This window comes from Prauserella isguenensis (assembly GCF_014191605.1).
Lineage (GTDB): Bacteria > Actinomycetota > Actinomycetes > Mycobacteriales > Pseudonocardiaceae > Prauserella > Prauserella isguenensis.
Genome location: NZ_JACHWU010000001.1, coordinates 1,429,169 through 1,442,425, shown reverse-complemented (window position 1 = coordinate 1,442,425; position 13,257 = coordinate 1,429,169). Strand labels below are relative to the sequence as shown.

Below are 13,257 nucleotides of genomic sequence, written 5' to 3'. Positions count from 1 at the left end.
TACCTGCACACGCGAACGAACGCACGAGGGGTACAGACAACATGCCTGATTTCGGTGAAGTCCCTGAGCCCACCGGCGGTGGTGTCGGCTCGGCCGCCGGCATGCGCATCGGCGCCGGCGCGGCCGGCGCGCTCGCCAAACAGGTCGGTGACGCTCAGGCACAGTCCGGCGCACTGCTCGACTCGGCGAAAGGCGGCGGCTTCCGCGTCAGCGAGAACGCGGCCCAACCCATCCGAGACGCGCTGACTGAAGCCCAGCAGGACCTCGCTTCGATCATGGACGAAGCGTGGGTGCTGTCAGAGGAGCCGAAGCTCGGAAGCGGCCCCTACGCGCAACAAGTGGCTCAACACGTACGCCAGAGCGGCGATGGGGATCAGGGCGTAATTCCCATGCTCGAACAGCTTCGAAAGGTCATCAGCCAGTCAGAGGAAGCGCTAAAGGTCGCCATGGACAATTATCGTGAAGCTGAAGACCAACAGAAAAACACCTTCAAACAGTAGGAGCTACTAGTGCGTTCCGCACGTGCGGTCCTGCTACCGCTCGTCACCCTTGCTGTCGTCACAGCCTCGGCCTGTTCCGAGCGTGAGAGTGGAACACCCGAAGCCAACGGCATGTCGCCTAGTTCGACTCCACCCGCGGCGGGGCCCCCGTCGACCGACGTAAGCGCCCCCAATGACACGTCCCCGCTGGCGGGAATCGATCCCTGCTCCCTCCTGACCACGGCCGAAGTCGAAAAGCACGGTGCTGTCCAGGAAGGCGCTCCAGAAAATAAGACTGTTGGAACTGCGACCGTGTGTACGTGGCCGGGGGATGCTGGCGACAGTGCCGCGCTGGTACCGACCACATCTGTCGCCATCCGGCAGAATGCAGGCGTCCAGGACGTGAACGATAAGGGCTCGGGGGTGCAACACACCGAGGAGGACGGGCGCAAATATGCACGATCACCCGGGCCCGGTGGCTGCGTAATCGCTATCGGCGTCACGACCGCTTCTCGCGTCGACGTAGTGGTGAGCGGAACCGAGACGGCCGACCAAGCATGCCAAATCGCAAACTCACTCGTAGAGGCTGCTGAGCCCAACGTCCCGCGAGGCTGACGGGGTCGAGGCGGCTCCTCGAGGTACTCCCGGCGCTCGCACCCGTCGGCGGTAGTGTGGGCCTTACGGGAACGAGGCCCTGGCCGGTTCCAGCGGCCAGGGCCTCGTCCGTTCCCGAACTGACTGCCGCTCCCACCACGAAGCGACGTCTCTGAGGTTAGCCTAACCTCAGCAAGTCGCGCAAGTGGTCGCCGCGCGCCTTCGCCATGGCGGCTGCACAGATCACCGCCGCGAGCATCGCCACGGTACCGCCGATATAGAACGGCGACCGCCCGCCGAACGTCTCGGCCATCCATCCGGTGAGCAGCCCGCCGATCGGATTGCCACCCATCACCATGAGCACGTACAGCCCCATCACACGCCCGCGCATCTGCGGGCTGACCGACGTCTGCACCAGCGCGTTCGCCGTGTTGAGGAACGTGATCGTCGCCAGCCCCAGCGGCACGAGCGCCAGGCCGAACGCCAGGTAAGTCGGCATGAACGACGTCGCCAACTCCAGCACGCCGAGCGCCATCGCCGCCCCCAGCAGCAACCGCATCGACGGCTTGCCCTTACTCCCCCGCCGCGCCGACAACAGCGCGCCCCCGAACGTGCCCACCGCCAGCAACGTCGAGAGCATGCCGTAACCGTCGGCCTCCGTGCCGAACACGTTGCCCGCGACCACCGCGAGCGAGGTGAAGAACGTGATCGCGAACGTGCTGACGAACAACATCAGCAGCATGATCGCCATCAGATCCGGCCTGCCGCGCACATACCGCAGCCCCTCGCGCAACTGCCCCTTACCGCGTGCGACGGCCTTCCCCCGGTACAGCTCACCCGGACGCATCGCCGCGAGACCGGCCAGCACCGCGAGCGTCGACACGGCGTTGCCGAGGAACAGCCACCCCTCACCGACCGCGACGATGGCCAACCCGGCGATCGCGGGCCCGACGATGCGCGCCATGTTGAAGACCGACGAGTTGAGCGCGACGGCGTTCGCCACCTGATCCTTGCCGACCAGCTCGGCGACGAACGACTGCCGCGTCGGGACCTCCAGCGCCGACAACGTGCCGAGGATGAAACACAGCAGGTAGACGTGCCACAACTCGACCGCGCCGCTCACGGCGAGCCCTCCGAGCACGGCGGCCTGCGCGAGTATGCACACCTGGATCGCGAACAGCAGCTTGCGCTTGTCGACCCGGTCGGCCAGCACGCCCGCCCACAACGACAGCAGCAACGTGGGCAGGAACTGCAGTGCCACGGCGACACCGAGCGCCACAGGATCGTTGCCACTGAGGGTGAACACCAGCCAGTCCTGGGCGGTGCGCTGCATCCACGTGCCGATGTTGGACACGACCTGTCCCGCGAAGAACAGGCGGTAATTGCGCACGCGCAGTGATGCGAACATGCCAGGTGGGCCCTTTCGGCGGGTTCCCGGAATAGCGTCAGCGGTCGGTCGAGCCTGGGTGTCGCTATCCGTCAGTGCCACGCCGGGTTGTCGCCTCCTGGCAGGCGGGCCTCAGCTAACTCAGCTATGTCCCGCCATGCGTTCGATGATCGTGGCGGCCCTGGAGAGCACTTCGCGCTCATCGCCGCTCAGTTCCTGCAACCGTTCGTCCAGCCACGCCTCACGAACCGAGATGCTCTCGTGGACGTAAGCCGTGCCCGACTCCGTGATCTCCACGATGGCCTGCCTGCCATCGGTCGGATGCGGAGCCCGCTCGACATAGCCGACCAGTTCGAGTGCAGCGATCACCCGCGTCATCGACGGCGGTTGAACACCCTCGTGCGCGGCGAGCCGCCCCGGTGTCATCGCGCCGTGCTTGTGGAGCGTCGACAGCGCGGCCACCTGAGTCAACGACAGGTCGGTGTCGGTCCGTTGTGCCCGGAGCCTGCGGTTGAGCCGCACCACCGAGAGCCGCAACCGGCTCGCCAGCGAAGGGTTCTCGGACCGGCCGCCGGGTTCGGATGGAACCGAGGCGGTCAGGCCGTCTACAGGCTCGGACACTTGATTAGTTTAGCTCACGATCTCTGCGACCTGCACAGATGGTGCTGTGGGCGACACCCGAACCGGTGACGCCCACAGCGCACGAGGGGGACGAATCGGCGAATCAGGCGAACAGTGACTGGATCGGGCCGATCCCGAAGTAGATGACGAACGCGACGGCGACGACCCACATGAGCGGGTGCACGTTACGGGCCTTGCCCGTGGCGGCCTGCAGCACGACGTAGCTGACGAAGCCCGCACCGATGCCGTTGGTGATCGAGTACGTGAACGGCATGACCACGATCGTCAGGAAGGCGGGCAGCGCGACCGTGAGGTCCGAGAAGTCGATGTCGGCGACCTGCCTGATCATCAGCGCACCCACGATGACCAGCGCGGGCGCCGCCGCCTCGATCGGGACGATCTCGTAGAGCGGGGTGAAGAACATCGCGATGAGGAACAGCCCGCCCGTGACGATGTTCGCCAGGCCCGTGCGTGCACCCTCCGCGATACCGGCCGCCGACTCGACGTACACCGTGTTCGAGCTGGCCGAACCCGCACCACCGGCGACGGCGCCGACCGAGTCGACGAACAGCGCCCTGCTCGTGTTCGGCAGCTTGCCGTCCTTCTCGAGACCCGCCTGCCTACCGAGGCCGGTCATCGTGCCGATGGTGTCGAAGAAGTCCGTCAGCACGAGGCTGAACACCAGCAGCGCCGCCGAGATCGCCGGGATCTGGACCCACGCGTCGAAGTTGAAACTGCCCAACAGGGATAGATCGGGCACGCCGAGCACGCTGTCGGGCAAAGCCGGATAGCCGTACGCCCAGCCGTTCGGATTGTCCGGCCCGGACGGGCCCGCACCGGCGATCGCCTCGACCACGAGCGCCAGCACGGTGCCGATCACGACACCGATCAGAATGCCGCCCTTGATCCCCCGCGCGACGAGGATCGCCATGACGATCAGCGTCGCGACGAACACCGCGGTCGGCCACGTCGCGATCGAACCGCCGACGCCCAGCTGCACCGGCGTGCCGTCGCCCGGGGTGACGAACCCGGCGTCGACCAGGCCGATCAGCGAGATGAACAGCCCGATGCCGACGGCGATCGCCGCCTTCAATGCGGGCGGCACCGCCTTGAAGATGATCGTGCGTACACCCGTGAGCACCAGGATCAGCACGATGATGCCGTTGACGACCACCAGGCCCATCGCGGCGCCCCAGCTCATCTGCGGGGCGATCGTGTAGGCGACGAGGGCGTTGATGCCCAGGCCCGCGGCCAGCGCGAACGGGAAGTTCGCCACCAACCCCATCAGGATCGTCATCACGCCCGCGACCAGCGCCGTGACGGCCGCGACCTGCGGCACGCCCAGGATCGCGCCCGTCGCGTCGGTCTTCGCCGCCGGATCGTCCGGCGAGAAACTGCCGAGGATCAGCGGGTTCAGCACGATGATGTAGGCCATCGCGACGAAGGTGACGAGCCCGCCACGCACCTCGCGGCCGACCGACGAGCCTCGCTCGCTGACCTTGAAGAAGCGGTCGAACCCGCCCTTCGGGCTCCCCCTGCCCTCTTCGGTGCTCTCCTGAGCCACTGTCACCCACCTCGCTTCACACACGGCAGCGGTAGCCTGTCCCACGTGGACACACCCGGCAATACCCGACGAGTTACAGGACCGTTTCGACCGGTTCCCGCCCTGCCCAAACCCGTCGTCGGACTGTGGGCGCCGGCCATCGTGGGAACGACTGCATGGCTGGTCGCCCTGGTCGTCCTGCTCGTCACCGGCGCCGACAGCACGTGGACCTGGACGGCGCTGGCCGGTGGGGGACTCGGGTGCGTCGGCTTCGGAATCATTGCATGGCAGACCACGGCGTCGCGCCACGGCTCCCGCGGCGCCCAGCGCGACCTCTGACGACCGTCCCACCACAGCCCGCGTGACGCGCGTGCGCCGCGCCGGATACGCACCGTCCGCCGAACCCCGAGACCCCAACGGCTCGTCCGAGGTGAGCCGGTCGACCGACGGATCCGCCCCGTCGACCGGGCGGAACACGCGAGTCCACAACTCCTGCTCTAGACCACGGGACAGACCGCCGATCACTCCGTAGTCTGGGAGTGGCGGGCCCCGCACACCTCCCCCTCGTTCGGGGCCCGCCCCTCCACCGGGTCACCGGATTCCGGCAGCGGGCGCACCGGCGCCGATCCCGGGCGGCAAGCGGACTCAGCCGAGGAGCGTGCGCGGGTCCGGTTCGTCGAGCAGCGCGGCGATCTCCCACCGGCGTGCCCACAGCCCTCCAGCCCACGCGAAAGCCCTGGCCAGCCCGTCGGACGTGTCGGATGCGTGCAGCACCCCGCCCACGTCGACGCCTCCCGCGTCGACCCCGGCCGGCCCGACACCTCCCTGACCTGCCTCGTGACGGTCGTCGCCGTACGGATCGACGCTGCACCACCACGGCACGTCGACGTCGGCCCCGCCGACGTCGGCACCCGCGACCGTCAGCCGCTCGTGCACGACGACGCCGCCGTCGGGCAGCGCCACGCCCAGCAGTTCGGCCACCTCGGCGACCGCGGGCAGCTCCGTCCAGGGAGCGAACTCCCCGTCGCTGCTCACCTCGGCATCGACCACGGCACCGGCGAGCGGCAGGTCGAACGCCTCGGCCAGTGCAGCCGCCGTGGCTGTTCCCCCGGTCGCAGCGCCCCCGGCAGCGGACCCGGGCATCGCGGACCCTCCCGGCCCGCGATCGGGCGCAGTGCCCTCGCAGGCCACGAACCGCGCGGACGGAAGCGCGCCGAGCAGCCACGGCCCGTCGAGCACGACGACGTCGCCCGCGTCGGCGACGGTCCCGTCGAGCGCGCGCACGCTGTCCGGCGGATCGACGTGGCCCGTGGCCGCTCGCTGATGCTCGGCCAGCAGTCGATGCACCCGCAGCGTCAGACCGAGCGGCACCTCCCGCTCGGGATCAGCCAGCCGGTCGCACAGTTCCGCGGCGTCGTCGGTGTCCACAGTGGCCGCATCCGGCAGCGCGGTGCGGACGCCCACCGCCGTGAGCTGCTCCGGCGACAGTCCGACGTCCGGCACCGGGTCGAACAGCCCGGCGAGGTCACGGGCGGCGGGCATCCGCCAGTCCGCAGGGGCGCGGCCGTCGAGGAGTGCGAACCGGGCGAGCCACCACGACGTGTGGCCGCCGGGTTCGATCAGCGCGCGCCACGTCTCCGGCCGCTGCGCCAACAGCCGGATCGCCGCGGGCCACGCGTCGTCGGCGATCAGGTCGAGGTCACGCACCGCATACACCCGCGCCGGCGCGGCCGCTTCCCACCACGCTGTTTCATCGGGCAACTCGTGATCGGCATCGGCGGGTTCGTCGTCGACGATGAGCGCGAACGAGTCCAGCACGCCGAGTGCGGTCAGCACGGCCGGGTCGTGGGATTCGGCGAACGCGTCGTCGAGCACGTCGAGCGCGCCGTCCTCGCCGACGGCCTCCGGGTCGAACACGTCGAGCACCGGCGCGCCGGGCAGCACCAGCTCGTCGGCCCTGCGCCACCCGGACCGCGCGGGCAGCGCGAGGGCGCTCAGGCCGCTCGCGTCGCTGTCGCGGGCCAGCCGCAGCACCGCGTCGACGAGCGGTCGGACGTCCACTCCGGACACGGCGTCCTCGACGCTGCGCTCCACGGCCTCACGCAGCGCAGGCGCCTTCAGCAACTCCGCGGGGCCCGCACGGTGCGCGCCGAGCCGTTCGAGCAGCGGATGCGCCGCGTCGGGGTGCACCAGGTGCAGACCCACCACGTCGAGTCCGGCGAGCTCCAGCAGACCGGACTCCTCCGGTGCGGACTCCGGTAACAGCGCTCCCCGCGGACCGGGCACGGTGCGGCCGTCGGCGAGCGGCACCGGGAGCGCACCGAGCTCGGCGGCGTCGAGCTGCCGCGCATCGAGTGCCGCCAGCAGCGTGTCGTAGAGCCCGTGCCACCACACCGGTTCCCGGTCGATCCCGGTGAGCGCCTCGACGACGTCGGCCACGCCGATCGCGCGCGCACCCACGGTCTCGAGCAGCCGAGCAGGGCCGTGTCCGCACGCGGTAGCCAGGCCGGGAACCACGTCGGCGAGCAGGCGAACCAGCTCCGGCGCGTCCACCGGCAGCACCCGGGCCGCGTTCCCCGCGAGGTCGCCGCCCGCCACCGCGGGAATCCAGTCCTGTTCGGACAGTTCGGCGGCCACGAGATCGCGCAGCTCCGAGTCCACTTCGGACAACGGGAACCGCGCCGACGGTACGAGTACCCGACGGTCGTCGGACGCGAGGCTCCGCGCCAGGCCCGGATACGCCCTGGCCGCCGCGGCGAGCACGGGACGAGCCGCCTCGCCGGTCAGCACGCGCCTGCGCGAGGGTTCGACGGGAACGGGTGCGAACAGCCGTGCGGGCAGCGACAACCGCTCGTCCGTCGGCGTCGGCGTGTGCAGCACATCCTCGGTCAACGGCAGCGGCGTCCCACCGTCGTCGACCGGCAGCGCCCACACCACGCCGTCGTCGACGTGGGTCGACCACCTGGCCGTCCCCTCCGGCATGGTCAGTGTGACGACGCCGGTGCCGGAGTCCGCCGCACGCGACCAGGTGCGGCCCTCGACGTCCACCCGCGCCAGCCACGGCAGCGCCAGCAGCAGGTCCGGCACCTCGGCCGCGATCGTGTCCAGCACGTCGCCCGCGGGCACGGCCAACGGAAGTCGCACCTCGGTATCGAAACCGTCGGGCACCGGCGGCTCGTCGTCACCGGGCTCCCACGGCAGCCGCAACACCGGCACGTCGGCGGCGCCGGCCTCGTCCTTCGTGCGCTGTTCCGAGAACACCACGCCGCCCGTGCGCGACACGATGCGCGGCTCCGACGTCACGGCCAGCACCGCGGCGAAGCCGACCCCGAACCGGCCGACCGTGCCTGCCGGTTTGGCCGACGCCCGCAGCGACGCCAGTGCGGCGACGCCCGCCTCGTCGAGCGGCGCGCCGGTGTTGGCCACGCGCAGTTCACCGCCGGTCACCGTGACGCGCAGGTGGCCCGGCTGGCCGGCCAGCGCGGCGGCGTCGGCGGCGTTCTGGGCCAGTTCGACCAGCAGCCGGTCGCGGTAGCCGCCCGCGCGCAGATCACGTTCGGCGTTGGTGTCCTCGGTCAGCCTGGTCGGCGAGTCCCGCCACGCGCGCAGTACGGCGGCGCGCAGCCGGTCGAGACCGAAGGCGTCAGGCAGGCCGCTCACCCGTCGCGGACTCCGTGTCGAGCAGCGAGTCGTCGTAGACCAGCTCGGCGACCGGCACCGACGGCGCCGTCTCGACCGTGATCTCCGAGTGCGCACCGCAGCCGTACTCGGCGTGCACGACGTGCCCGTCGGCGGGCGCGTACTCGTTGCCACACACACCGAACGCCGCCTTCAGCGCACCGCCGAGCTGCAGGTAGAAACCGCAGGTGCCGCACGTCGCGGGGGCGCTGCGGGCCATGTCGGCGCGCGGGCCGAACTCGCCGCCCTTCCAGCGCCTGGCCGAGTCCTCGCGACCCGCGCGCGACATCACCCGCTGCCTGCCGAGACCGAGCTCGTGGGCGGTGTCGGCCACCTCGGGTTCGTCGACGTCCAGGTACGCGGGCACCAGGCGGTCGTCACCGGCCTCGGGCGGGAAGAGATCGCCCACGCCGAGGTCGCCAGGCCGCACCCGCCGCTCCCACGGCACCCAGCTCGGCGCGACGAGCGCGTCCGGGCCGGGCCGCAGCACGACCTCGCTCACCGTCACCGGCGCATCGGCATCCGCGTCGGCGACGGCCACGGTCACCGACCAGCGCCAGCCCCGGTATCCGGGCAGCAGGGCGTCGAACAGGTGGCTGACGGACACGGCGTCCTCGTGCTCGACGCCCACGTGCGCACCCACACGCTCCTCGCCCGCGTCGAGGACGGCCGCTTCGCGCGCCGTCTCCACCGCGTCGACCAGCTTCTGCCGGTTCGCACCGTCGTCGAGGGTGAGAGGCAACGTCATGGTCGCCATTGTGCCGCACGGGCCGTCCCTCGCTGGGGCGGCCGCCGAAACGGCGACCACGACCACGGCGAACGGACGGCGGGAGCCCGCCTGTGCGAGGCTCGACGGCGTGAAACACGCATCGACCCTCCTCGTGGCCGCCGCGGTCGTCACCGCGTGCGCTCCCGGCGACGCCGAGCACGGCCAGGGCGCGCGGACGGGCTCGGGACAGGGAGTCGAACGGCTGCGCGTGCAGGTCGAGCAGGAGCTGCCGCACGACGAGACCGCGTTCACGCAGGGCCTCGAGTTCTCGGGCGACACGCTCTACGAGGGCACGGGACGCAACGGCCAGTCGAAACTGACGGCCGGCCCCGCAGGCGGACCGCCGGAGCGCAGTGTCTCCCTGCCGGAGGAGTTCTTCGGCGAGGGCATCACCGTCACCGACTCCGGCGTGTGGCAGCTCACGTGGACGAGCGGCGTCGCCATCGAGCGCGATCCGGACACGCTCGCCGAGCGCCGCCGCGTGTCCTACGACGGCGAGGGCTGGGGCCTCTGCGACCAGGACGACCGGCTGGTGATGAGCGACGGTTCGGCGACGCTGACGTTCCGCGACCCCGGGACGTTCGAGCCGCAGGGGTCGATCGACGTCACCGAGGCCGGGCAGCCGGTCGAGAACCTCAATGAGCTCGAATGCGTCGGCGGCGACGTCTACGCCAACGTGTGGCAGACCGAGGACATCGTGCGGATCGACCCCGGCAGTGGGCGCGTCACCGCACGCATCGACGCCTCCGGACTGCTCGACGAGGGTGAGGTCACGTCACCGGAGGCCGTGCTCAACGGCATCGCCGCCTATCCCGGGTCGGACCGCTTTTTGATCACGGGCAAGCTGTGGCCGAAAATGTTCAGGGTGGCGTTCGTTCCGGCGGACTGAGCGGTCCCCGGGCCGGTCGCAGCGGGGGCAGTCGCCGCGCGCGGGGCACAGCAGGGCAGTCGCAGCGGGTCCGAGCACAGCCCGCGCGGGCCGAGTGACGCATCACCCGGACGGGCCGAGGACGAGTACGGCAGGATTGAGCGCATGGGGTCGAACAAGCGGGGCAAGCGGAGGTGGACACCCGAACCGGGTGCACCGCAACCGCCCGCGGAGAACACCCCTACCCGGGACGCCCGCAGGCCGCAGGACCGAGGCCCGGCCCCTCAGGATCGCCGCGGGCGGCCGCAACCACCTCCGCAACAGCCGCAGGCGCGCCAACACCCGCAGCAACACCAACACCCGCAGTCACCGCCGCCCCCGCAGCAGCCGCCCCGGCCTCCACAACCACCCCAGCCGCCGAGCGTGACGGCCGACAACGCCCCGACCGGCGCGATCCCCACGCCGCCCCGCGGGTCGCGGCCCTACCCGCCGCGACCGTGGGAACAGGCGCCGCAACCGCCCGGGGCCCGGGGTGACTTCGGCGACTACTACGACACGGGCGGCTACCCACCTGCCGACGGCCCCGCACCGGAACGTCCCGGTGGTCCCGCGGAGCCTCCGGGCGGGCCGCAGGGTCCGCAGCATCCGGACGATGCCGAGCACGGCCTCGACGCGGGCCAGAAGACGCCGCGCAAGCTGACCGTCACCCGCGTGGCCGCGCTGCGCAGCAGGGAGCTGTCGGGCAAGGCCGTCGGCGCGTTCCAGCGGGCCGCGAAGGCCGACGGCGCGGAGAAGTCCGGGCTGACCTCGCTCACGTACGCGGTCATGCTGAACTACGCCAGCGACGCGGCGATGGCCGTCGCGCTGGCCAACACGCTGTTCTTCGCGGCCAGCAGCGGCGAGAGCCGCGGCAAGGTCGCGCTCTACCTGCTCATCACCATCGCGCCCTTCGCGCTGGTCGCGCCCGTGATCGGGCCCGCACTGGACCGCATCCAGCGCGGTCGCAGGCTCGCCATGTGTATCGCCAGCGCGGGCCAGTTGCTGATGTGCGTGCTGATGGCGCTCAACTTCGACAGCTGGATCCTCTACCCGGCGGCACTGGGGAAGATGGTGCTGTCGAAGTCGTTCATGGTGCTCAAGGCGGCGGTCACCCCGAGAGTCCTGCCACCGGAGATAACTCTGTCCAAGACCAACGCGCGGCTGACCGTGTTCGGCCTGGCCGCGGGCGGTGCGTTCGGCGCGGTGGCGGCAGGGCTGAACTCGTTGCTGGGCTCGTCGGCCGCGCTCTGGTACACGGCCGTCATCTGCGGCGTCGGGGCGTTCCAGGCGATGCGCATCCCGTCGTGGGTCGAGGTCACCGAGGGCGAGGTCCCGGCGTCGCTGACCGACCACCACCCCACCGGAGCCGACAAGCAGGCGAGACCGAAACGCACGCCCATGAGCCACCACACGACGGTGGCGCTGTGGGGCAACGGGTCGATCCGCCTTCTCACCGGGTTCCTGATGATGTTCGCGGCGTTCGCCGTGAAGGAGCAGACGGAAGCGGGCGACTACAGCCCGTTCATGCAGCTGATCATGCTCGGTGTGATCGGTGCCGCCGCGGGTGCGGGCGGGTTCATCGGTAACGCGATCGGCTCGCGCATGCACTTCGGCAAGCCCGACCAGGTCATCCTGGTGTGCGTGGCCTCGGCGCTGGCCTCGACGGTCCTCGCCGCCGTCGCCGCGGGCCTGATCACCGCGGCGATCGTCGGGCTCGCCGGCGCCACCGCGAGCGCGCTTGCGAAGAACTCCCTCGACGCCGTGATCCAGCAGGACATGCCGGAGGAGTCTCGAGCGTCGGCGTTCGGCCGGTCGGAGACCGTGCTGCAGCTGGCGTGGGTGTTCGGCGGTGCCGTCGGCCTGCTGCTGCCGCCCACGTACTGGATCGGCTTCCTCGTGGTGTCCGTGCTGCTGGCACTGGGCCTGACGCAGACCTGGTTCGCCCGCGGCGGCAAGTCCCTGGTGCCGAAGGTCGGAGCGGCGAACGTCGGCCGGAAGCTGCGGTCCGCGACGAGCCGCAAGGCCGGCTCACCGGCCACGCGAACGGCCTCGACCGGGCCGGCGAAGGGCGGCACACGAGGCTCCCGGACCGGCAGGTCCCACGGCGGCGCGAGCGGTCCGGGCGGCGGCTCGGGCACCGGCGGCGCGGACGGCCCGTCCGCAGGCGCAGGAGGGTCTGCCGGAGGACCCACAGCCGCCGAACCCGCACGCGAGCCGTAACCTGAACCGCATGCGACGAGCGGTAGGAGCCTTGCTGGCCTGCGCGGCATTGTTCGTGACGGGCTGCTCGGCGGCACCCGACCCGGAGGTCACGTTCTACGGCGACGGCGACGCGACCGTCGCCGCTCCCCTGATCTACTGCGATGAGGTCCTGAAGAAGTGCGGCGACGAGCATCGTCCCGTGAACCTCGACGTCCGGCCCGGCATGCCCGTGCAGGTGTCGGTGCCGGGCAGCGTCGCAGACACCCCGTGGGTGATCATCGTCCAGTACCTCAACACCGAGACCGGCAAGGAATCGGTCGAGCAGCAGGCGTTCACCGACGGCTCGCAGCACGCCTACACCGCCACGCCGCCGACGCCGCAGGACCGCGTCGCCGTGATCGAGGTGCAGCAGATCGGCGCCGCCTACGGCGTCGACCAGCAGGGCAACCCTATCGTCGACGAGAACGGCCAGCCCCAGCTCGTCACCCGCGGCATCTGGTCGCTGCAGAACTCCGCGTCCTGACCGGCCGCTCCGAAACGGGCTCGAAACGGGCTCCGAAAAGAGCAAAGCCCCGGCGCCGTGTTCGGGCGCCGGGGCCTGCGTACTTCCATGACGCGGCGTCGTGACCGGTCGACCTGTGTCGTTACGGGTCGAGGTCGCGGGCGACGGCCCGCATGACCTCGGCGATCTTCTTCGTCTTCTTCCGCTCCGGGTACCGGCCGCGGCGCAGCTCCGGCTGCACCGTCGCCTCCAGGAGCTTGATCATGTCGTCGACCATGCCGTGCAGCTCCTCCGCGGGACGGCGGCGCGCCTCGGCGACCGACGGCGGCGCGTCGAGCAGCCGGATCGACAGCGCCTGCGGGCCGCGGCGGCCGTCGGCCACGCCGAACTCGAGTCGCTGACCGGACTTGAGGGACTCCACACCCTGCGGCAACGCGGCCTTCCGAACAAAGACGTCCTCGCCGCCGTCCTGCGTGACGAAGCCGAACCCCTTATCCGCGTCGTACCACTTGACCTTGCCGGTCGGCACTTCCCTCACCGTTCCTTCGCTGCTCTGACCGCGGTGCGGGCGGCTG

12 protein-coding genes are annotated in these 13,257 nt (G+C 70.8%); 6 read left to right on the top strand and 6 right to left on the bottom strand.

Annotated features, from left to right (window positions below; all coding sequences use genetic code 11):
• The first annotated feature begins 41 nt into the window (after positions 1-41).
• Positions 42-500, top strand: coding sequence for a hypothetical protein (locus FHS23_RS06730; RefSeq protein ID WP_183649382.1), 459 nt, complete (start codon positions 42-44; stop codon positions 498-500).
• A gap of 9 nt (positions 501-509) precedes the next feature.
• Complete coding sequence (locus tag FHS23_RS23905) at positions 510-1,094, top strand: DUF3558 domain-containing protein (protein ID WP_183649379.1); 585 nt, start codon at positions 510-512, stop codon at positions 1,092-1,094.
• A gap of 157 nt (positions 1,095-1,251) precedes the next feature.
• Here the strand turns inward: FHS23_RS23905 and FHS23_RS06720 are convergent, their stop codons facing one another.
• From FHS23_RS06720 to FHS23_RS06710, 3 genes are all read right to left on the bottom strand, one after another.
• Complete coding sequence (locus FHS23_RS06720) at positions 1,252-2,481, bottom strand: MFS transporter (RefSeq protein WP_183649377.1); 1,230 nt, start codon at positions 2,479-2,481, stop codon at positions 1,252-1,254.
• Between the two features lie 120 nt (positions 2,482-2,601).
• Positions 2,602-3,060: a MarR family winged helix-turn-helix transcriptional regulator gene (locus tag FHS23_RS06715; protein WP_246381777.1), complete on the bottom strand. Its 459-nt coding sequence runs from the start codon at positions 3,058-3,060 to the stop codon at positions 2,602-2,604.
• A 124-nt stretch (positions 3,061-3,184) separates the two neighbouring features.
• The gene (locus FHS23_RS06710) at positions 3,185-4,645 is read right to left on the bottom strand and encodes a solute carrier family 23 protein (protein ID WP_183649374.1); all 1,461 of its coding nucleotides are present in this window, start codon (positions 4,643-4,645) and stop codon (positions 3,185-3,187) included.
• A gap of 45 nt (positions 4,646-4,690) precedes the next feature.
• Here FHS23_RS06710 and FHS23_RS06705 point away from each other — a divergent pair, with 45 nt between their 5' ends.
• On the top strand, positions 4,691-4,963 hold the full coding sequence (locus FHS23_RS06705; protein WP_343053690.1) for a DUF2530 domain-containing protein: 273 nt from the start codon (positions 4,691-4,693) through the stop codon (positions 4,961-4,963).
• Positions 4,964-5,269: 306 nt separating this feature from the next.
• On the opposite strand, the gene FHS23_RS06700 is transcribed toward FHS23_RS06705, so the two are convergent.
• Complete coding sequence (locus tag FHS23_RS06700) at positions 5,270-8,284, bottom strand: sacsin N-terminal ATP-binding-like domain-containing protein (protein WP_183649371.1); 3,015 nt, start codon at positions 8,282-8,284, stop codon at positions 5,270-5,272.
• Positions 8,268-9,050, bottom strand: a complete 783-nt coding sequence (locus FHS23_RS06695; protein ID WP_183649368.1) for a DUF3027 domain-containing protein — start codon at positions 9,048-9,050, stop codon at positions 8,268-8,270. Before FHS23_RS06695 ends, FHS23_RS06700 begins: the two co-directional genes overlap by 17 nt.
• 109 nt (positions 9,051-9,159) lie before the next feature.
• On the opposite strand from FHS23_RS06695, the gene FHS23_RS06690 reads away from it, so the two are divergent.
• From FHS23_RS06690 to FHS23_RS06680, 3 genes are all read left to right on the top strand, one after another.
• The gene (locus FHS23_RS06690; RefSeq protein WP_343053689.1) at positions 9,160-9,960 is read left to right on the top strand and encodes a glutaminyl-peptide cyclotransferase; all 801 of its coding nucleotides are present in this window, start codon (positions 9,160-9,162) and stop codon (positions 9,958-9,960) included.
• Positions 9,961-10,104: 144 nt separating this feature from the next.
• A complete protein-coding gene (locus FHS23_RS06685) occupies positions 10,105-12,198 on the top strand; it encodes an MFS transporter (protein WP_246381356.1) in 2,094 nt (697 codons plus the stop codon).
• A gap of 10 nt (positions 12,199-12,208) precedes the next feature.
• The gene (locus tag FHS23_RS06680) at positions 12,209-12,703 is read left to right on the top strand and encodes a DUF2771 family protein (protein WP_183649359.1); all 495 of its coding nucleotides are present in this window, start codon (positions 12,209-12,211) and stop codon (positions 12,701-12,703) included.
• Between the two features lie 121 nt (positions 12,704-12,824).
• Here FHS23_RS06680 and FHS23_RS06675 read toward each other — a convergent pair whose 3' ends face one another.
• Positions 12,825-13,211, bottom strand: a complete 387-nt coding sequence (locus FHS23_RS06675; RefSeq protein WP_183651074.1) for a cold shock domain-containing protein — start codon at positions 13,209-13,211, stop codon at positions 12,825-12,827.
• Between the last annotated feature and the right edge of the window lie 46 nt (positions 13,212-13,257).